This window comes from Nocardia sp. NPDC024068 (genome assembly GCF_040638875.1).
Taxonomy (GTDB): domain Bacteria; phylum Actinomycetota; class Actinomycetes; order Mycobacteriales; family Mycobacteriaceae; genus Nocardia.
The window spans coordinates 1-18138 of the sequence record NZ_JBEZYU010000077.1 but is presented as its reverse complement, the minus strand read 5'-3'; the positions used below and the strand labels follow the sequence as shown (position 1 = coordinate 18138).

General features: G+C 67.2%; 16 protein-coding genes. 10 read left to right on the top strand and 6 right to left on the bottom strand.

All coding sequences use genetic code 11. The features are described 5' to 3' along the window. Window positions 1-182: 182 nt before the first annotated feature. On the bottom strand, window positions 183-377 hold the full coding sequence (locus AB0F41_RS29455) for a hypothetical protein (protein WP_357429472.1): 195 nt from the start codon (window positions 375-377) through the stop codon (window positions 183-185). Between the two features lie 363 nt (window positions 378-740). On the opposite strand from AB0F41_RS29455, the gene AB0F41_RS29450 reads away from it, so the two are divergent. The 10 genes from AB0F41_RS29450 (at window position 741) to AB0F41_RS29405 (ending at window position 9187) form a co-directional block, all read left to right on the top strand. Beyond that, window positions 741-1430 carry a TetR/AcrR family transcriptional regulator gene (locus AB0F41_RS29450; RefSeq protein WP_357429474.1) on the top strand — a complete coding sequence of 230 codons (690 nt, stop codon included), beginning with the start codon at window positions 741-743 and terminating at the stop codon, window positions 1428-1430. 153 nt (window positions 1431-1583) lie between these two features. Then, window positions 1584-2987: an AarF/ABC1/UbiB kinase family protein gene (locus AB0F41_RS29445; protein ID WP_357429470.1), complete on the top strand. Its 1404-nt coding sequence runs from the start codon at window positions 1584-1586 to the stop codon at window positions 2985-2987. A 37-nt stretch (window positions 2988-3024) separates the two neighbouring features. Then, complete coding sequence (locus AB0F41_RS29440) at window positions 3025-4266, top strand: saccharopine dehydrogenase NADP-binding domain-containing protein (protein WP_357429468.1); 1242 nt, start codon at window positions 3025-3027, stop codon at window positions 4264-4266. A gap of 17 nt (window positions 4267-4283) precedes the next feature. Then, on the top strand, window positions 4284-4949 hold the full coding sequence (locus AB0F41_RS29435) for a methyltransferase domain-containing protein (protein WP_357429466.1): 666 nt from the start codon (window positions 4284-4286) through the stop codon (window positions 4947-4949). Window positions 4950-5135: 186 nt separating this feature from the next. Further along, entirely contained in the window at window positions 5136-5573 is a 438-nt protein-coding gene (locus AB0F41_RS29430) for a hypothetical protein (RefSeq protein WP_357429464.1), read from the top strand. Then, window positions 5566-6141, top strand: a complete 576-nt coding sequence (locus tag AB0F41_RS29425) for a hypothetical protein (protein WP_357429462.1) — start codon at window positions 5566-5568, stop codon at window positions 6139-6141. The genes AB0F41_RS29430 and AB0F41_RS29425 overlap by 8 nt, the downstream gene beginning before the upstream one ends. Then, a complete protein-coding gene (locus AB0F41_RS29420; RefSeq protein WP_357429461.1) occupies window positions 6138-6875 on the top strand; it encodes an ESX secretion-associated protein EspG in 738 nt (245 codons plus the stop codon). The genes AB0F41_RS29425 and AB0F41_RS29420 overlap by 4 nt, the downstream gene beginning before the upstream one ends. Before the next feature lie 12 nt (window positions 6876-6887). Continuing rightward, window positions 6888-7733, top strand: coding sequence for a polyphosphate kinase 2 family protein (locus AB0F41_RS29415; RefSeq protein WP_357429459.1), 846 nt, complete (start codon window positions 6888-6890; stop codon window positions 7731-7733). A 135-nt stretch (window positions 7734-7868) separates the two neighbouring features. Next, on the top strand, window positions 7869-8624 hold the full coding sequence (locus tag AB0F41_RS29410; protein ID WP_357429457.1) for a thioredoxin domain-containing protein: 756 nt from the start codon (window positions 7869-7871) through the stop codon (window positions 8622-8624). Continuing rightward, the gene (locus AB0F41_RS29405) at window positions 8621-9187 is read left to right on the top strand and encodes a vitamin K epoxide reductase family protein (RefSeq protein ID WP_357429455.1); all 567 of its coding nucleotides are present in this window, start codon (window positions 8621-8623) and stop codon (window positions 9185-9187) included. Before AB0F41_RS29410 ends, AB0F41_RS29405 begins: the two co-directional genes overlap by 4 nt. 17 nt (window positions 9188-9204) lie before the next feature. On the opposite strand, the gene AB0F41_RS29400 is transcribed toward AB0F41_RS29405, so the two are convergent. The 5 genes from AB0F41_RS29400 to aceA form a co-directional block, all read right to left on the bottom strand. Continuing rightward, window positions 9205-10326 carry a trypsin-like peptidase domain-containing protein gene (locus AB0F41_RS29400; RefSeq protein ID WP_357429453.1) on the bottom strand — a complete coding sequence of 374 codons (1122 nt, stop codon included), beginning with the start codon at window positions 10324-10326 and terminating at the stop codon, window positions 9205-9207. Between the two features lie 550 nt (window positions 10327-10876). After that, complete coding sequence (locus tag AB0F41_RS29395) at window positions 10877-11929, bottom strand: NAD(P)-dependent alcohol dehydrogenase (protein ID WP_357429451.1); 1053 nt, start codon at window positions 11927-11929, stop codon at window positions 10877-10879. Window positions 11930-12091: 162 nt separating this feature from the next. Then, a complete protein-coding gene (gene metE, locus AB0F41_RS29390; RefSeq protein WP_357429449.1) occupies window positions 12092-14395 on the bottom strand; it encodes a 5-methyltetrahydropteroyltriglutamate--homocysteine S-methyltransferase in 2304 nt (767 codons plus the stop codon). Window positions 14396-14621: 226 nt separating this feature from the next. After that, complete coding sequence (locus AB0F41_RS29385) at window positions 14622-15491, bottom strand: 3-hydroxybutyryl-CoA dehydrogenase (protein ID WP_357429447.1); 870 nt, start codon at window positions 15489-15491, stop codon at window positions 14622-14624. A gap of 814 nt (window positions 15492-16305) precedes the next feature. Next, the gene (gene aceA / locus AB0F41_RS29380; RefSeq protein WP_357429445.1) at window positions 16306-17595 is read right to left on the bottom strand and encodes an isocitrate lyase; all 1290 of its coding nucleotides are present in this window, start codon (window positions 17593-17595) and stop codon (window positions 16306-16308) included. Between the last annotated feature and the right edge of the window lie 543 nt (window positions 17596-18138).

The window sequence follows — 18138 nt, the reverse complement described above, 5'->3', positions numbered from 1 at the left end:
TTCACTCCCGCCGGTCAGTCGCTGCGCTCCCTCCCTCTGGTCGCTCCAGAACCGGGCGGGCCCCACCCAGGACGGATTGCGACCATCCGGATAAAACGAGAGATCCCCGCGAACGCACTACGCACTACGCAGCGCCCGGGCCCGCTACCAGCGTCACCACCCGGTTCCGATCCGGACCGGGCTCAACCCGTTGGATGGGTCACTTTCTCGGTGCCGAGTTCAGCGAGGCCCACAAAGGGTTCGGCCCGCGTGCGCCAGCGCGCCAATAAACACAGCACCTTCACGAGCAACGCCACCTCCCCCACCTTCACGAGCAACGCCACCTCCCCCACCTTCACGAGCAACGCCACCTCCCCCACCTTCACGGGCAACGCCACCTACCCCACCTTCACGGGCAACGCCACCTACCCCACCTCAGCAAGCAAGCCCACCCCTCACCTCAGCAAGCAAGCCACCCCCTCACCCCCAACCTTCACGAACAAGCCCGCTCAAGCACCCGAGCAGGTTCCGCGACCATGTAAGTCCTCAACAGCAGCAACCCATGGTTTGTGCGCGCACACCGACCCCTCCCCCTGGTCGCAGAACCCGGCGGACCCCCTTCACGAATGCGACCATCCCGTACATCAGCGCCGGTGTGGGGCCTAGAGTGGAATGCACCCGAACCGAACACGGACCGAGGAGTCACGCTGTCCACCGAAGACCTGATCGATATCGGCACATCCGCCGAGCGCTCGGCGCCGGTGCGTACGGCGCGGACCGATGGTCGTAAGCGGCGCTGGCGGCAACACAAGATCGACCGCCGGGAGGAGCTCGTCGACGGCACTCTCGCGGCGGTGCGCACCCGGGGCGGGAATGCCGGGATGGACGAGATCGCCGCCGAGATCGGGGTGTCGAAGACCGTCCTCTACCGCTACTTCTCCGATAAGAACGACCTGGTCAATGCCGCGATGCAGCGGTTCATCGAAATCACCCTGATGCCGCGGGTGTACGGGGCGATCAGCTTGGACGCCGACGAGTACCAGTTGGTGCGGTCGGCGCTGGCCGAGTACGTGGGCGCGGTCGACGAGGATCCCGAGGTCTACCGGTTCATCATGGGCACCGGGTCCGGCGATCCGTCCGCACTGGCCGATTTCGAGCGGCTGTTCGCCGAGGTGGTGGCCGCCGCCATCACCGAACGCGGCGGTGAGCGCGGGATCGAGACCGAAGGGGCGATGCTGTGGTCCTACGTCATCGTCGGCGGTATCCAGCTGGCCACCCACTGGTGGACGACCACCAACAAGACGATGGCTCGTGACGAGGTGATCGACTACCTCACGATGATGGTGTGGAGCGCCATCGAAGGGATGACCCGCGCCGGCGGCTCCCGGATCCGGTTCGCCGAGCAGGAGCACGCGCTGCCCGATATCGCGCCGGACGACCACGCCGTCTGACCCCCGACCGGACTGCCAGGCCGTCTGGGTCGGCTGGTTCGCCGGGCTCGACAACCCCGCCGGTTTGGTTAGTCTGATGCCGTGCGGCGGCAGCGGACCGATCCGGTCCGCCGGCCATCGCAGGCGCGCGTCGGCACCAACGGAGGTACCTCGATGGCGAAACAAGTGCCGACATCGCGGCTGGCCCGCGGCACCAAACTGGGTGCCGTGGCGGCCGGTTCGATGATGCGGAAACAACGCGCCCGGCTCTCGATGCGGGGCCGCTCCGAGGCCGTGCGCGAGCGGATGGCCGAGGAGTCCATCCTGCGCAGCACCGAACAGCTGGTCATGGTGCTGGGCACCATGAAGGGCGTGGCGATGAAGCTGGGCCAGATGATGTCGGTGCTGGACCTGGACCTGGTGCCGCCGGAACATCGCGAACGCTTCCAGAAACGGCTGGCGGTGCTGCGCAATGCCGCGCCGTCGGTGTCGTTCGAGGCCATGCGCGCGGTGATCGAGGAAGATCACGGGCAGCCGCTGGACACGGTGTTCGCCGAGTTCGAACCCGAGGCGATCGCGGCGGCCTCGATCGGCCAGGTCTACCTGGCGCGGCTGCACGACGGTCGCCAGGTGGCGGTGAAGGTGCAGTATCCGGGGATCGACGCCGCGGTGCGGGCCGACCTCAAGAACCTGTCCATGTTCCGGCGTGTACTGCAATCGGCCATGCCCTGGGTCACCCCGGCCGTCCTGGACGAGCTGCGGCTGAACATGGAGTCCGAGCTCGACTACCAGATCGAGGCCGAGACCCAGCGGGATATCGCCGACCTCTACACCGACCACCCCTTCGTGGTGGTTCCGCGGCCGGTACCCGAGCTCAGCACCCAGCGGGTCCTGGTCACCGAATACCTGCCCGGAACCGCGTTCGAGGACATCCGCGAGCTGCCGCGAGCCGAACGCGACCGGGTCGGGGAGATCATCTATCGCTTCTACGTGGGTTCGCTGTTCACATTCAACGAGTTCTGCGGCGACCCGCACCCGGGCAATGTGCTGCTGGCCGCGGACGGCCGGGTCGGATTCCTGGATTTCGGTCTCTTCAACCGGATGGACCCCGAGCACGTCCGGTTCGAGGCGATCTGCCTGTGCGCGGCGGCGGAGGATCGCGGCGAGGATCTGCGCGAGCTCATGGTCCAGCGCGGCGTGATCGATTCCACCGACGAGATCGGTGTCGAGGAGTGCCTGGAATACGTGCTGTCGGCCTCCGAATGGTGTCTGGTGGATCAGGAACTGACCATCACCCCCGAACTCGCCAGCGGCGCGTTCCTGCTCGCCGTGGACCCGCGTTCCGGCGAGTTCTCCGGGATGAAGCAGCAGAGCCTGCCGCCGGAGCATCTGTTCTCCCGGCGTGCCGATTTCCTCACCTTCGGCATGCTGGGCCAGCTCGAAGCCACCGGGAACTGGCATCGGGTGGCCCGGGAATGGCTCTACGGCGAGGAGCCCGTCACCGAACTGGGCAAGCTGCATCAACAGTGGCTGGCCACCCGCCGGCCCGCCAAGCGCGGTAGACGCCGCACGGGTTAGCGGCCGCGCCAAAACACAACCACCAGGGGTTCCATCCATGACCACCACACGCGAATTCGATCTTGTCGTCTTCGGCGCCACCGGCTTCGTCGGCAAACTCACCGCGCTGTATCTGGTGAGCGCCGCACCGGCCGGAGCCAGGATCGCCCTGGCCGGACGGTCCGCGGACAAACTCGCCGCGGTACGCGACGAGATCGGGGCACCCGGCTGGGGCCTGATCGTCGCCGACACCACCGACCAGGAGTCGATGGACGCACTGGCGGCCCGGACGACCGCCGTGATCACCACGGTCGGCCCATATCTGCGCTACGGGATGCCGATGGTGGCGGCGTGCGCGAAGGCCGGCACCCACTACGCCGATCTGACCGGTGAACCGTTGTTCATCCGCGACGCCATCGACGCCCACCACGACGAGGCCGCCCGCACCGGCGCCAAGATCGTGAACTCCTGCGGCTACGATTCGGTCCCCTCCGATCTCAGCGTCTACCAGCTCTACCGCCGCAGCGTCGCGGACAACACCGGCGAGCTCGGCGACACCACCCTCATCGCGACGCTGCGCGGCGGAGTGAGCGGCGGCACCGTCGATTCCGGGCGCGCCATGATGGAGGCGGTCGCCGCGGACCGGTCGAAGGGCGCGGTCCTCGCCCACCCGTACTCGCTGAGTCCCGACAAATCCATGGATCCCGATGTCGGCCGCCAGTCCGATCTGACCGTCGCGCGCGCGAGCGATATCGACCCGAGCCTGCGCGGCTGGGTGGGCACCTTCGTGATGGCGAGTCACAACACCAAGATCGTGCGCCGCAGCAACGGGCTGCTGGGGTGGGTGTACGGCAAGAACTTCCGCTACCGGGAGACCATGGGCGCCGGAACCTCCCCGCTGTCACCGCTGGTCGCGGCCGGTGTTTCCGGCGGTGTGGTGGCCGCGATGGGGATCGGCGGGCTGTTTTCCCGGTTCCGCGTGGGCCGCGCTCTGCTGGACCGGATCCTGCCCGCGCCCGGCACCGGCCCGAACGAGGCCACCCGGGAAAGCGGCTGGTTCCGGATGCGGACCTATACGCGGACCTCCTCGGGCGCGCGGTATCTCGCGAACTTCGCCGGTGCGGGCGATCCCGGTTACAAGGCGACCGCGGTGATGCTGGGCGAGAGCGGGCTGGCGCTGGCATTCGACGAGAAGCCCGAACTCGCCGGAATTCTCACCCCCGCCGCCGCCATGGGCGACGCGTTGACCGATCGCCTGCGCAATGCCGGTATGACCATCGATGTCGAGCGCCTGGGATGAACCTCGCTCGGCGCACGATGAACGCACCGGCACTCGCGGCGGTGTACGAAAAGGTATGGCGGCCTACGGTGTTCTACCTGGCCACCGGGCGCACCACCGATGCCGACCGGCGGTTCGCGGTGGATTCCCTGCAGCTGCACCGCACCCACCGGGTACTGGATATCGCCTGCGGCCCGGGTAATTTCACCCACTACCTCAGCGCGCAGGTGCCCGCCGACGGCTATGTGACGGGTATCGACTTCTCACCGCCGATGCTGGCGCGCGCCCGCGCCGACAATGCCGGCCCGCGCGCGGGATATGTGCGCGGGGACGCCCGGTATCTGCCGTTCGCCGACGGGACCTTCGACGCGGTCTGCTGTTTCGGCGCCCTGTACCTGATCCCGGATCCGCTGGTCGCGGCCCGGGAAATGGTGCGGGTGCTGGCCCCGGGCGGCCGCGTGGCGATCACCACCAGCCACCGCCCGGACAATCCGATCGGTCAGATCACCCGCCGCGCCGCCGCGGTGAGCGGGCTGCGCATGTTCGACGGGCAGACCTTCCCCGACCTGTTCGCGGCCGCGGGCCTGGTCGATATCGAGCAGCGCGTACACCGTTTCTTCCAATACCTCACCGCGATGCGGCCGCCCACCGCCGCAGCCGGACCGGATGCGGACGGACCGGCCGCGTCCGGTCGCGGGGTCTGACGTATTCCTGCGCGCGACAGTCACGTTCGACCCGATGATCCCCCGATACCCGCTTCCGCGTACGGCCGTGCGCTCGTGCGCCATGTCACACCCGAATACCTGTGAGCGGCCGATTTTCCCACGACGACTCGGCTACTCGTCGGTAAAGTCACGGGGCATACCCGTGGGCCGGAAGGGGGATTCGAAATGTCGGTGCCGGACATGGGGCAGGGAACGGCCCGGCGGCTGTACGCTTCCGCCACCGCCGGGGGCGCCGATTCCTTCAGCCTCGCCGAGGATGTCGCGCTGCGCCTGGCAAGCGCCTGCGACACGCTGTTCGCCGATCTGGAGGCGGCCCGCGCGGGCGGCGAGCAGATCGCCGGCGCGCAGGGCAACGCCGGCTTCCCCGACCTGCCCACCGGCCGGGCACTCGCCGCCGGTTTCACCGCGAAGGCGGCCGACTACCTGGACACCCTCACGGCACTGCAGGAAACGGCTCTCTGTTTCAAAGCCGCCTACCTGGCCGCCGGCGGCCGGTTCGACGAAGCCGACCTCGCCAACCGCGCGGCGCTCGCCGTGGTCGCGGCCCATCCCGGCCACCACGACACCGGCTGCGCCGCCGCCGACAGGGGCGAGCATGGCTGAGCCCGCCGATACCGATCCGCCGTACGCGCCGGAGCGCGAATGTTTCGGCAGCTACACCCATCAGGAGATCTGGGACCGGGTCCACGAAACTCTCGATCCCGGGGCCCTGGGCACGGCCGCGGCGGCCTGGAAAACGAACGCCGATACCGTTGCGGAGGCGTTCGCCGGTTTCACCGATACGGTGCAGCGTGAATTCGGTCGCTGGTCCGGGCAAACCGCGAACGCGGCCTGGCAGGCCACCCAGGATTTCATTCGACGCGGGAACGCGACCCACGACGTATGCCGGGCGCTGCAGCGGATCATGGAGGGCAATTCCGAGGCGGCGCAGACCCTGCGGTCGGCGATCGCACCCCCACTGCCCTACCGGCCGCTGGACGACCCCGCCGCCGAAGCGGTGCACGGCGGGCGCCGCCGGATGGATCACGATATCGCCTCCGCCGCCGCCACCGCGGACGCACAGGACGCGATGACCACCATCTACACCCCCACGCTCCCGGCCTCCGGGGATCGGGTCCCCCGATTCCCCGACGCCTCGCCCGGCGCCGGCGGCGGGAGCCCACATCGGTGAAATGGATCCTCACACCGGACGAATTCAGTTACGTCTGGGCCAATGAGACGAGCCTGGATCGGCGCCCGTACCCGGTGAATCTGGCACCCGCCAGCGCCGTACGGACCGAATCCGAACTGGCCGCCCTGCGATTACCGCAGCGGTTTGCCAGGCAGGCCGACCCGGATCTGGCAGCCGCACTCATGCTCTGCGCTCGCCCGGACGCCACGGCCGTCACCGTTTCCGGCGAACGCTCGGGCCCCGGCCGTAACGGCGACCGGGCCGAATCCGAGCAGATTCTCGGATTCGCCGCCGTGATGGACCATCACGCGGCTGTTCTGCAGGCCACGCCCACCCGGGTCACCGTCCATATGTGTCACGCCCGGGATCTGGGGAGCCGTCTGGTGGCGTTGATCGGCTCGGCGCGCCCGGGTGCCCACGGCCCGTTCCACGAGCCCCAGGACACGGTACTCACCGACGAGCCGATCCCCGGGTGCGCCACCGGCGACGCCGCCAGATTCCGCGAAACCCTCCGCGAACCGGTCGACTCCCGGGGGTTCATCACCGTCACGGTCGCGCCGAGCGACCCCATGTCGCCGCCCACCCGCCACCGCAGCTGGCTCGATATCCACGGCGACGGCCGCTACCTGCTCACCACCGCGGATATGTTGATCCTGAGCCCGGTCGGCGATGCCGACTTCGCCGACGAACTGCTGAGCCTGGCACGGATCGGTGGCAGTTCCTCCGGATTGTGATAATCCTGTTCGATGGCTCAGCACTGGAAAACCCCCGCGGGCCGGGCGCTACGCGCCGACGGCCTGCGCGTCGCCGACCTGGACACCTCCGCGCGCCCCGGCTTCCGCGGCGGGAAGAAGGCCGGCCAGGAACTGCTGGCCGAACGGAGCGCGGTCCTGGCCGGGCTACAGGAGAAGCTCTACGCCAACGGCCGGTCCGGCGATACCCGCAGTGTGCTGCTGGTGCTCCAGGGTATGGACACCGCCGGCAAGGGCGGGATCGTGCGCCATGTCATCGGTTCGGTGGATCCCCAGGGCGTCGATCACGCCGCCTTCGGGGTACCGACCGGGCAGGAGAAGAAACATCATTTCCTGTGGCGTATCCGCAAAGAACTGCCGCGCGGTGGGCAGCTCGGCGTATTCGATCGGTCGCATTACGAGGATGTGCTGGTGGCCCGGGTACACAACCTGGTTCCCGAGGACGTCTGGCAGAAACGCTATGACGAGATCAACCGGTTCGAGCGGAAACTGGCCGAGGCGGGCACGACCCTGATCAAGGTCGCCATGTTCATCTCGCTCGACGAACAGAAGAAGCGGCTGCGGCAACGGCTGGAACGGCCCGACAAGTATTGGAAGTTCAACCCCGCCGATATCGACGAACGCGGGTACTGGCCCGACTATCAACAGGCCTATCAGGACCTGCTGGACCGAACCTCCACCGACGACGCACCCTGGTACGTCCTGCCCGCCGACGCCAAATGGTACGCCCGGCTCGCCGTCACCGAACTGCTGATCGAGGCGCTCGAGGGGTTGAACCTGCAATGGCCACCGGCCACGTTCGACCCGGACACCGAACTGCGCCGGCTCGACAGCGCCTGACCGGCCCGCTACCGCGGGTTGTGGAAACTCTCAGCAAGCCGGGCAATGATGGGCAGTGCGCCGGAGCATCCGGCGGCCCGGCAGGCCTTCCGGCACCGGGGCAACCAGGCTAGCGAAAGGCGTGGTGAACGCAGGGTGAGCAAAAACCCCGGGCGGTCCAATCCGGTGACGGCGGCCGCACGCGCGGACCGCAAGCGCAAGATCGCGATGCAGGTGGGGGTGACGGCGGTACTGGTCGCGCTGGTCGCCGCGATCGGGATCGGTCTGGCCGTGCGCAACTCGGATTCGGGCTACGACGGGCCGGTACCGGCCGCGGCCACCGATAACGGCGCCATCCGGATCGGGCAGCCCGATGCGCCGGCGACTGTGCGGGTCGTCGCCGATATGCAGTGCCCGGTCTGCAAACAGTTCGAAGCCGATAACGGCGAACTGCTGCGGCAGGCGGTGACCGACGGGTCCGCGGCCGTCGAATACAACATCGTGGGTTACCTGGACAAGATGTCCAGCACCCAGTACTCCACCCGGGCGGCCAACGCCTCGTACTGCGTCGCCGATACCGGCACCGATAAATACCAGGACTGGCTGGAGATGATGTTCGCGCAGCAGCCGCCGGAGGGCGGCGCGGGCCTCCCGGACGACAAGCTGATCGAGATCGCGCGCGCGGCCGGCTACACCGACCCCGGTATCGAGAAGTGCATCACCGACGGCACCTACAACGGCTACGTCGCCGCGAAATCCGGCGATTCGATCGACGAAGGCATCGACGGCACGCCCACCGTCTTCGTGAACGGTGAACAGGTCCAGCTACAGACCAAGAAGGTCGGCGAGAACCAGGTCGTATTCGATACCGCTCCGCTGGCCACGGCTATCCAGGAGGCTGCGGGCCAGTGATCCGAACCTCGCCGCAGGCCGCCTGGATTCTGCTCCTGGGCGGCCTGGCCGGCTGGATCGCCTCGTTCGTCCTGCTGGTCGAAGATTACAAACTGCTCAGCGAACCCGGGTACGTGCCGTCGTGCAGCCTCAACCCGGTGCTCTCGTGCGGGTCGGTGATGGTCACCGACCAGGCCCAGGTCCTCGGTTTCCCGAACCCGATCATGGGCGTCGCCGGGTTCTCGGTGGTCGTCACGCTCGCCGTGCTCTCGGTGGCGGGCGTGGGCCTGCCCCGCTGGGTCTGGACGGGCCTGTGGCTGGGAACCGTCGCGGGCACCCTGTTCATCTGCTGGCTGATCTTCCAGAGTCTGTACCGGATCAACGCCCTGTGCCCGTACTGCATGGTGGTGTGGGCGATCATCACACCACTGCTCGCGGTGGTCACCGAGCAGTTGTGGTCGGACGATCGCGGGGCACTGCGGGTGGTCGCCGAATGGCGCTGGACGTTCGTCGCGGTGTTCTACGCCGTGGTGCTGGTGCTGGTGTTCCTGCGGTTCCAGGATTACTGGCTGTCGCTGTTCTGACCGCCGGCCGGCGATGTTCAGTTCGGAGTCCCGGCGGCCAGCGTCACCGCGACCACCCGTTTGGTGCCGTTGGCCGCCAGCACCCCGAGCCGGACCACCTCGGCCGGTTTGCGGGTATCGATGGCCGCGCGCAGCGCGCGGGCGCTGGTGATCGCACGATCGTCCACCGAGGTGACGATCTCGCCCGCGACCAGGCCCGCCTGCTGGGCGGGCAGCCCCCCGATGGCCATATCGATCCGCGCCCCCCGCGGTCCGGCATCGGAGATCAGCACGCCGAGGGTCGCGGTGGGACCGATATGCACGGATTCGGTGGGTGTACCGGATCGGATCTGCCGCACGACCCGCATGGCGGCATCGATCGGGATCGCGTATCCGTTCGGCGGGTCGGCCGTTTCGCCGGGCGGGTCACGCTCCCCGGAGGCCGCGGCGATCACGCCGACCACCGCCCCGCTGGAATCGGTCAGCGCGCCGCCGGACTGACCGGAACTCACCGGGGCCTCGATCTCCAGCACTCCGGTGAGCGCCTGGCGCGATAGATCCTGCTCGTTCAGAGCCATGATCGTGCTGTCCAGATCGCTGATCCGCCCGGTGACGCCGGTAGCCGCGCCGCTCCCACCGGCATTGCCGATGGCCAGCACCTCGTCGTGCAGGCGCAGCCCCGCGGAACTCCCGATCCGGGCCGCGGCCAGCCCGGAGGCGCCGGCCAGGGACAGTAGGGCGATATCGGCGCGGGCGTCGTAGCCGAGCACCTGCGCGGAGTACACGGCGCCGTCGGCCACCCGGCTGACCCGCACGGTTTTCGCGCCCTTCACCACATGATGGCTGGTGAGAACCTGGCCGTCGCCGGTGAGGACGATGCCGGAACCGGCGGCCGAGGCGCCGAACGGGCGGGCCGCGGCAGTGATGTTCACCAGCACCGGCGAGATCCCCTGTGTCACCGTTCCGGCGTCGAGCGGCGGCCGCGGCGCGAGCCGGACGGGGGCGGCGACCACACTGCGTCCGGGCTGCCCGAGCCCGGGAAGTTCACCGCGGTAGCCGAAAAGCGCACCCAGGGCCAGCACCGCCGCGACGACAGTGATGAGCGCCCGGCCACCGCCGGTGGGACCACCGGGGCCGGTGCCCTGCCACTGGCTGTCCAATGAACCTCCCTGACGCCGCCGGACCCACCCATTGTCGCCCGGATCCGCGCCGAGCACCGGGTTTCCCGGCGGCGGGAAGTTATCCACAGATCTCCACAGTTATCCACAGGCTCGGCGCCACCTGGGGATGACGGCCGAGAGGCGGCGCCGGCTCGTTACCGAACGCCACCGCGGTCACATCCGCGTCACAGGACGGCCGCGGCCATTTCCACCGACCGCCGGAAAACGCCCCTGGCGTCGGGCTTTCCTTCGAAAGGCATCCCGCGGGCCGCCCCCGAAATCGCGCGCACTTGTTATCCGCCGGAAACCGAAATAATAGAATCCGCGGTCCCACCAGGGCGGGAACCGGAATCCATCCACAAGAAGCAGCCGTCATCCACAGCACCGACCGGGGTTTTCCACAGCCTTCTCCACAGCGTCGGCAAAGCGCCTCACAAACCGAAATGGCATTGTTCGACGCCGGACGATCAATCCTTCGACGAAGACCGATCAATCCGATTCGGCACTCGCGGATCCCTCGGAATTCAGTGCTCCATTCGCACTTCGAACCTCACATTGTCGCGGTATCGATCACGAACCTGTAGCGCACGTCGCTGGCCACGACCCGCTCATAGGCACCGTCGATCTCATCGGCGGCAATCAACTCGATTTCGGCACCGATTCCGTGTTCGGCACAGAAATTCAGCATCTCCTGGGTTTGCTCGATACCGCCGATCATCGAACCGGCCAGCGACCGCCGCCGCCCGGCCAGCACCTTGGCCGGGACCGCCAGCGGCTGCTCCGGCAGCCCCAGCACCACCAACGTGCCATCCAGGCGCAGCAGCTTCATATAGTCGGCGATCGGCAGATCAGCGGAAACGGTATTGATGATGAGATCGAAATGACTGCGCAACTCACGGAAGGTCTGCTTATCGACGGTCGCGTAATAGTGGTCCGCGCCGAACCGTTTTCCGTCTTCCTGTTTGCTCAGCGAATGGCTCAGCACCGTCACCTCGGCACCCAGCGCGGACGCGATCTTCACGCCGATATGGCCGAGGCCGCCCATACCGACGATCGCGACCCGCTTACCGGGCCCCGCACCCCAATGCCGCAGCGGCGAGTACAGCGTGATCCCCGCACACAGCAGCGGCGCCGCGATCGAAAGATCGATACCCTCGGGAATCCCGACCACGAAGTCCTCGGTCACCACGATCTGAGTGGCGTACCCGCCCATCGTGTGCCCGCCCGGCTGTAACTCCTCGGGCACCCGGCTGTTGTAGGTCATCACGGCGCCCCGGGTACAGAACTGCTCCTCACCGGCCAGGCAGGGCTCACAGACGCCGCACGAATCCACCATGCATCCGACGCCCACCCGGTCACCCACCCGATACCGGGACACGGCCGTCCCGACCGCAGCCACGGTCCCGGCGATCTCGTGGCCGGGAACACACGGGTACGCGGCACCGCCCCATTCGTTGCGCGCGGTGTGGATATCGGAATGACAGATCCCGGCGTAGGCGATATCGATCAGCACATCGCTCGGACCGAGCTCGCGGCGCTCGATCGCGACCTTCTCGAATTGGGCGTCGGGCCCGGCCATGGCGTAGGCGGCGGCAGTACTCATAGAGATATAGTGCCGCGTCGGCGTGGGGGCGGGGCACTGGGTGTGTGGGGGTCCGGGGGTCGGGCCACCGCGCGTGCGGAGGTCCGGGCTCACCCCACCGAGCATGCGGGTGTCCCGGCTCAACCCACCTCCCCCACCCTGCACGAGGGGGCTGCTCCGAAATTACTTATCGGCAACCGCACGCCGGACGCGGCGGGCGGCGGCGACCAGGTTGCGGAGGGCGGGGTCCAGCTGCCAGTGGTGGCGGGTTTTCAGGCCGCCGTCGGGGTTGGCCCAGAGGCGCTCGGGGCCCACCGCGGCCGCCGCGGCGGTCAGCAGTTCGTCCAGCTCGTCGATATCGGGAATCCGGGCCGAACGGCTCTCGTACACACCCGGCCCCACCCCGTGGCTGAGGCCGTGGCCGGAGGCGTAGTCCTCTTCCAGCGCCTTGAGCACCCATTCGATCGACCTGGTCGCGACGATGGCGGTCACATCGGCGTCCAGCTGTTCGATGGCCTGCACGATCTCGGTCCGCCCGGAGTACGGGATATGGGTGTGGATCTGGGTCCGCGGTTGCACACCCGAGGTGGCCAGCCGGAACGCGCCGATCGCCCAGCGCAGGTATTCGGCGCGGCCCTCGGGGCGGGCGGGCCACAATTCCCGCAGCGCGGGTTCGTCGACCTGGATGATGCCGATTCCGGCGCGCTCCAGATCGACCACTTCGTCGCGGATGGCCAGGGCGACCTGGTCGGCGGTCTCGTAGAGCGGCTGGTCCTGACGCACGAAGGAACGCGCCACCATGGTGACGGGTCCGGTGACCATTCCCTTGACCGGTTTATCGGTCAGCGACTGCGCATAGGTGATCCAGTCCACCGACATGGGGGCCGGCCGGGAGACATCGCCGTAGATGATCGGCGGGCGCACACAGCGCGAGCCGTACACCTGGACCCAGCCGAAATGCGTGGTGGCGAACCCGTCGAGCAGTTCGGCGAAGTACTGGATCATATCGTTGCGCTCGTGCTCGCCGTGCACGAGCACATCGAGACCGATGTCCTCCTGCAGCGCGATCGTCGCGCCGATCTCGGCTTCGATCCGCTTGCGGTACTCGTCGTAGGACAGCCGGCCTTCACCCAGTTCGTGCCGGGCCCGGCGGGCCTCGGCGCTCTGCGGGTAGGAACCCAAGGTGGTGGCGGGCACCAGCGGGAGACGTAGATGCTCCTGCTGCGCCGCATGCCGGATCGGGTACGGCTCGCGTTCCCGCATCTCCGGGGTGATCGCGTACACCCGCTGACGCACGGCGTGCTTCTGCTTGAAATGCACTTCGCCGGGACGTTTGCGCCATTTGTCCGAGGGTCCCTCGGTCAGCGCTTTGGCCAGGGAGACGACTTCGCCGACCTTCTGTTTCGCGAAGGCCAGCCGGTCGGCGACGTTACCGTCGATATCGTATTCGGCCAGCACGTCGTAGGGCACGTGCAGCAGCGTGCTGCCGGTGGAAACCACCAGGTCCGGACACACTTTCGCGAGTTCGTTGAGGTAGTCGAGCGTGACGTAGCGGTCGGCGCGCCACACATTGGTGCCGCTGATGACACCGGCGTAGAGCCGTTTGCGTTTGATACCGGGGATCCGGGCCAGATCCTCCGGCCGGATCCGATACGACGCGAGGTCCAGGCCGATCGCCTCCACCCCGGACGCGGCGAGAATGGTGAGCGCCGCACCGAAATCACCGTATTGGCCGGTGACCAGAATTCGAGGGCGCAGCGGTGATTTGGACAGCCGGTCGTAGGCGCGGGCGAATGCCGCCAATTCGGCTTCGCTGCGTTCGGCGGTGAAACAGGGTTCGTCCAACTGCACGCAGGTCGAGCCACGGCGCGCCAGAATCTCGAAAAGCTCCTCGTAGACGGGAAGCAGCCGGTCCAGCAACTCGACGGTGTCGAACCCGGCCGATTCCCCCGGCACACTGCCGGCTTTGGACATCAGCAGCAGCGACACCGGCCCCAGCACCACCGGGCGCAATTCGATACCTTCCGCCATCGCCCGGTCCCACTCGTCCAGCAGGGCCTCGGGGTGCAGCGAGAACGCGGTATCGGCGTCGAGTTCCGGCTGGCGGTAGTGGTAGTTGGTGCCGAAATAGCGGACCAATTCCAAGGGCGGCAGGTCGGGACGGCCACGCGCCATCAGGAAATAGAAGTCCAGGGGATCCATATCCGCGCGGAACTGCTCGAACCGGGACGGGACCGCACCGAACAGTAGGGCGTTGTCCAGAACATGGTCGTAGAACGAGAAGGTGTTACCCGGAACCTGGGTGAGCCCGGTGGCGGCGAGTTCGTGGAACTGCTCGTCCTGGATATCGCGCGCGACGGCCCGCAATTCCTCCCGGGTGATCGCCTGCCGCCAGTACCCCTCGAGCGCGCGTTTGAGTTCCCGGTGCGGACCGATCCGGGGATACCCGAGCACACTCGACCCGAACCCGTCGTTCACGTTCGCCATGAGAACCTCCTGTATCTACTGGATGTGACCATCCGGATGAATCGCGAGATCACCCCGCCTACCGATGCCTTGAACGCCTGAAGCGGTTCCGCTGATCGTGTAAGTGCTCGATGGCCGCAAGCTATGGAGTTGTGTGCGCACTCGCTCCCTCCCTCTGGTCGCTCCAGAACCGGGGCGGGCCCCGACCATAAACAGCGGCCATCCGAACAGAACGCTAGAACACAATTCAGCTCTTGCCGTACTGATAGAAGCCCGCACCGGCCTTCTTACCCAGCAGTCCAGCTTCCACCATGCGCATGAGCAGCGGCGGTGCCGAATACAGGGGTTCCTTGAATTCGCCATACATGGAATCGGCGATGGATTTCACCGTATCGAGGCCGACCAGATCGGTGAGCGCGAGTGGGCCCATCGGGTGCGCGCAGCCCAGCACCATCGCCTTGTCGACATCTTCTTTGGTGGCGAACCCGGATTCGACCATGCGGATGGCCGACAGCAGATAGGGCACCAGCAGCGCGTTCACCACGAATCCGGAACGGTCGGAGGAACGCACAACCTCTTTGCCCAGGATCTCGGCGGCGAATTTCTCGGCCCGCTCGGAGACGGAGGCGCTGGTCTTGAGGGTGGTCACCAATTCGACCAGCGGCAGCACCGGCACCGGGTTGAAGAAGTGCATACCGACAACCCGCTCGGGGTTGTTGGTGGCGACGGCGATCTTCATGATCGGGATCGACGAGGTGTTGGAGGCGAGGACCGCGCTCGGATCGGTGACGACCTTGTCGAGTTCGGCGAAGATCGAGGTCTTGACCTTCTCGTCTTCCAGCACCGCCTCCACAACCAGCTGGCGGTCGGCGAAATCGCCGAGATCGGAGGTGAACCGCAACCGCCAGGCCGCCTGCTCACGCTCCCGCTCGGTGATCTTGCCGCTGCTCACACCGCGGTCCAGCGACCGCAGAATGCGGGACCGGCCGGCCGCGGCGAGATCGCGGGTCTGCTCGTACACCAGCACATCGATATGCGCACGAGCGCAGACCTCTGCGATACCGGCGCCCATCTGTCCGGCGCCGATGATTCCGACACGCTGAATCTTTTCACTCACGTCCCGCGCTCCTTAGTTTCGGCGGCGCCGTCGGCGCCGCGGGTCGGGGCCCTGTCATCCCGGTTCTTCACTCCCGCCGGTCGGTCGCTGCGCTCCCGCCCTCTGGTCGCTCCAGAACCGGGCGGGCCCCGACCTTTGGATACAACCATCCGGAAAAACGCAAGACCACCGGCTCACCCACACCATGATCACCTGAGTAGGTTCCGTGATCATGTAAGTGCTCATATGTCGCAACCTGTGCAGGGTGCGCGCACCCCACACCATGATCACCCGAGTAGGTGTCGCGTCGATGTAAGTGCTCGACGGACGCGACCTGCGGCTCGGTAACCGCCCACCACCGATCCGAACAACCGGGAAACGGTGCGAGTGCGGAGTGCGGGGCTGTCCAGTTCTCACGGTAGGTGCACCGATGCCCCCTCGCCGGGCTGTTGCGAGGGGGCTGCGGTGACCAACCCCTATCGGGGTAGCGGTTACCGGTATCCGCCACGGATACCTTGTCCGGCTCCGGGCAACCCGGAACCGGGCCGACTCCGGGCCATCCTGCCGGGCAACCGTGACCCGAACCGGAGCCGAACTTCCGATACCGGGAGCCGCCCACGGCGATCCGGCCGCCGACCTGCCCAGGAACCACCCCGAACAGATCGACCACCCGAACCTCACCGCGACCACCACCCGGTATCGAGTCTTACGAGATCCTCAAAGGTTTCGGCCCGCGTCGTGCTTCAGTTCTCGTAGCGAAGCGGCGCAGCCGCGAGTCTCGAGAGCTGAAGCACGACGCCGAGAGGGCCGAAACCCCGCCGCGCGTCAGCGCGGCTCAATGAAATTGCCCCTCTTCAGTGGAGCCCTTCAGGGCCGCCGTCGAGGTGTTGGGGTCGACCGTGGTGGCGATGGTGTCGAAGTAGCCGGCACCCACCTCACGCTGGTGCTTGATGGCGGTGAAGCCACGCTCGGCGGCGGCCTTGAACTCGCGCTCCTGCAGGTCGACGAAGGCGGTCATACCCTCGCGGGCGTAGCCGTAGGCCAGGTCGAACATGCCGTAGTTGAGCGAGTGGAAGCCGGCCAGCGTGATGAACTGGAACTTGAAGCCCATGGCGCCGAGTTCACGCTGGAACTTCGCGATGGTGGCGTCGTCCAGGTGCGCCTTCCAGTTGAAGGACGGCGAGCAGTTGTAGGCCAGCAGCTGGTCCGGGAACTCGCTGCGGACGGACTCGGCGAACTTGCGGGCGACCTCGAGGTCCGGCACGCCGGTTTCCATCCAGATGAGGTCGGCGTAGGGGGCGTAGGCCTTGGCACGCGCGATGCAGGGCTCGATGCCGTTCTTCACACCGAAGAAGCCTTCGGCGGTGCGGGTGCCGTCGAGGAACTCACGGTCGCGCTCGTCCACATCGGAGGTGATGAGGGTGGCGGCTTCGGCGTCGGTGCGGGCGATGATCACCGAGGGGACCTCGGCGACATCGGCGGCCAGGCGCGCCGAGGTCAGGGTGCGGATGTGCTGCTGGGTGGGGATGAGCACCTTGCCACCGAGGTGGCCGCACTTCTTCTCCGAGGCCAGCTGGTCTTCCCAGTGCACACCGGCGGCGCCGGCGGCGATCATGGCCTTCTGCAGTTCGTAGGCGTTCAGCGCGCCACCGAAGCCGGCTTCGGCGTCGGCCACGATCGGGGCCAGCCAGTTCTCGACCGAGGTGTCGCCTTCGACCTTGGCGATCTCGTCGGCGCGCAGCAGCGCGTTGTTGATGCGGCGGACCACGGCGGGCACCGAGTTGGCCGGGTAGAGGCTCTGGTCGGGGTAGGTGTGGCCGGAGAGGTTCGCGTCACCGGCGACCTGCCAGCCCGACAGGTAGATGGCTTTGAGACCGGCGCGGACCTGCTGGACCGCCATATTGCCGGTGAGGGCGCCGAGGGAGTTGATGTAGTCCTCGTTGTTCACCAGATCCCAGAGGATCTCCGAGCCACGGCGCGCGAGGGTGTGCTCTTCGACAACGGTGCCCTGCAGCTTCGAGACCTGCTCGGCAGAGTAGTTGCGGGTGACGCCCTTCCAGCGCGGGTTGGTATCCCAATCCTTCTGGATTTCCTCGGGGGTCTTCGGGGTGCCGGTGGTCGACATCGTGCGACTCCACTTCCTTGTTCGGTCGGTCCCGTCGGTCCACGTCGACGGAGCGTTTCCGCTCCGCACTGCTGACTCGACGATTTGCAGGCTTGCAATGCCCAGTGGCGGTACTTCCACACCTTGACACACGAACAAAAGGCCGTCTACCTGTTGCTTCTGTGAATCTGAGCTAGGATCACCCCCCGTTCTGCTAACCCTGCAAAAGTAGCCAACACATTGCCGCCCCAAATTCTACTCACCAGTAGCCCTGACCTCGCCTTTTACCGTAACGCCCGTACTGTTAGCAAAAGCAGCCACCCACCCCCAACCAACCGCCCCGCCCACCCCCTTGTGAGGACCTTCATAACTGAAGCCCCCCGCCCTCACATATGGCACCGGCCACCCCCACCCCAACCCCCACCACCCCGATCCGGATGCTCCACTCCGCCGATCCGTCCCACCCTCCCGGCGCCGAGTTCAGCGAGGCCCTGAAAGGGTTCGGCCCGCGTCGCCTGTCAGCACTCGAAGCGAGGTGGCGAAGCCACGAGTCTCGAGTGCTGA

What these genes read in the sequence shown, in the direction of transcription:
- AB0F41_RS29445 (WP_357429470.1), top strand. Translation starts at nt 1,584, where the DNA reads ATGGCGAAACAAGTGCCGACATCGCGGCTGGCCCGCGGCACCAAACTG.
- AB0F41_RS29440 (WP_357429468.1), top strand. Translation starts at nt 3,025, where the DNA reads ATGACCACCACACGCGAATTCGATCTTGTCGTCTTCGGCGCCACCGGC.
- AB0F41_RS29435 (WP_357429466.1), top strand. Translation starts at nt 4,284, where the DNA reads ATGAACGCACCGGCACTCGCGGCGGTGTACGAAAAGGTATGGCGGCCT.
- AB0F41_RS29430 (WP_357429464.1), top strand. Translation starts at nt 5,136, where the DNA reads ATGTCGGTGCCGGACATGGGGCAGGGAACGGCCCGGCGGCTGTACGCT.
- AB0F41_RS29425 (WP_357429462.1), top strand. Translation starts at nt 5,566, where the DNA reads ATGGCTGAGCCCGCCGATACCGATCCGCCGTACGCGCCGGAGCGCGAA.
- AB0F41_RS29415 (WP_357429459.1), top strand. Translation starts at nt 6,888, where the DNA reads ATGGCTCAGCACTGGAAAACCCCCGCGGGCCGGGCGCTACGCGCCGAC.
- AB0F41_RS29395 (WP_357429451.1), bottom strand. Translation starts at nt 11,929, where the DNA reads ATGAGTACTGCCGCCGCCTACGCCATGGCCGGGCCCGACGCCCAATTC.
- metE (WP_357429449.1), bottom strand. Translation starts at nt 14,395, where the DNA reads ATGGCGAACGTGAACGACGGGTTCGGGTCGAGTGTGCTCGGGTATCCC.
- aceA (WP_357429445.1), bottom strand. Translation starts at nt 17,595, where the DNA reads ATGTCGACCACCGGCACCCCGAAGACCCCCGAGGAAATCCAGAAGGAT.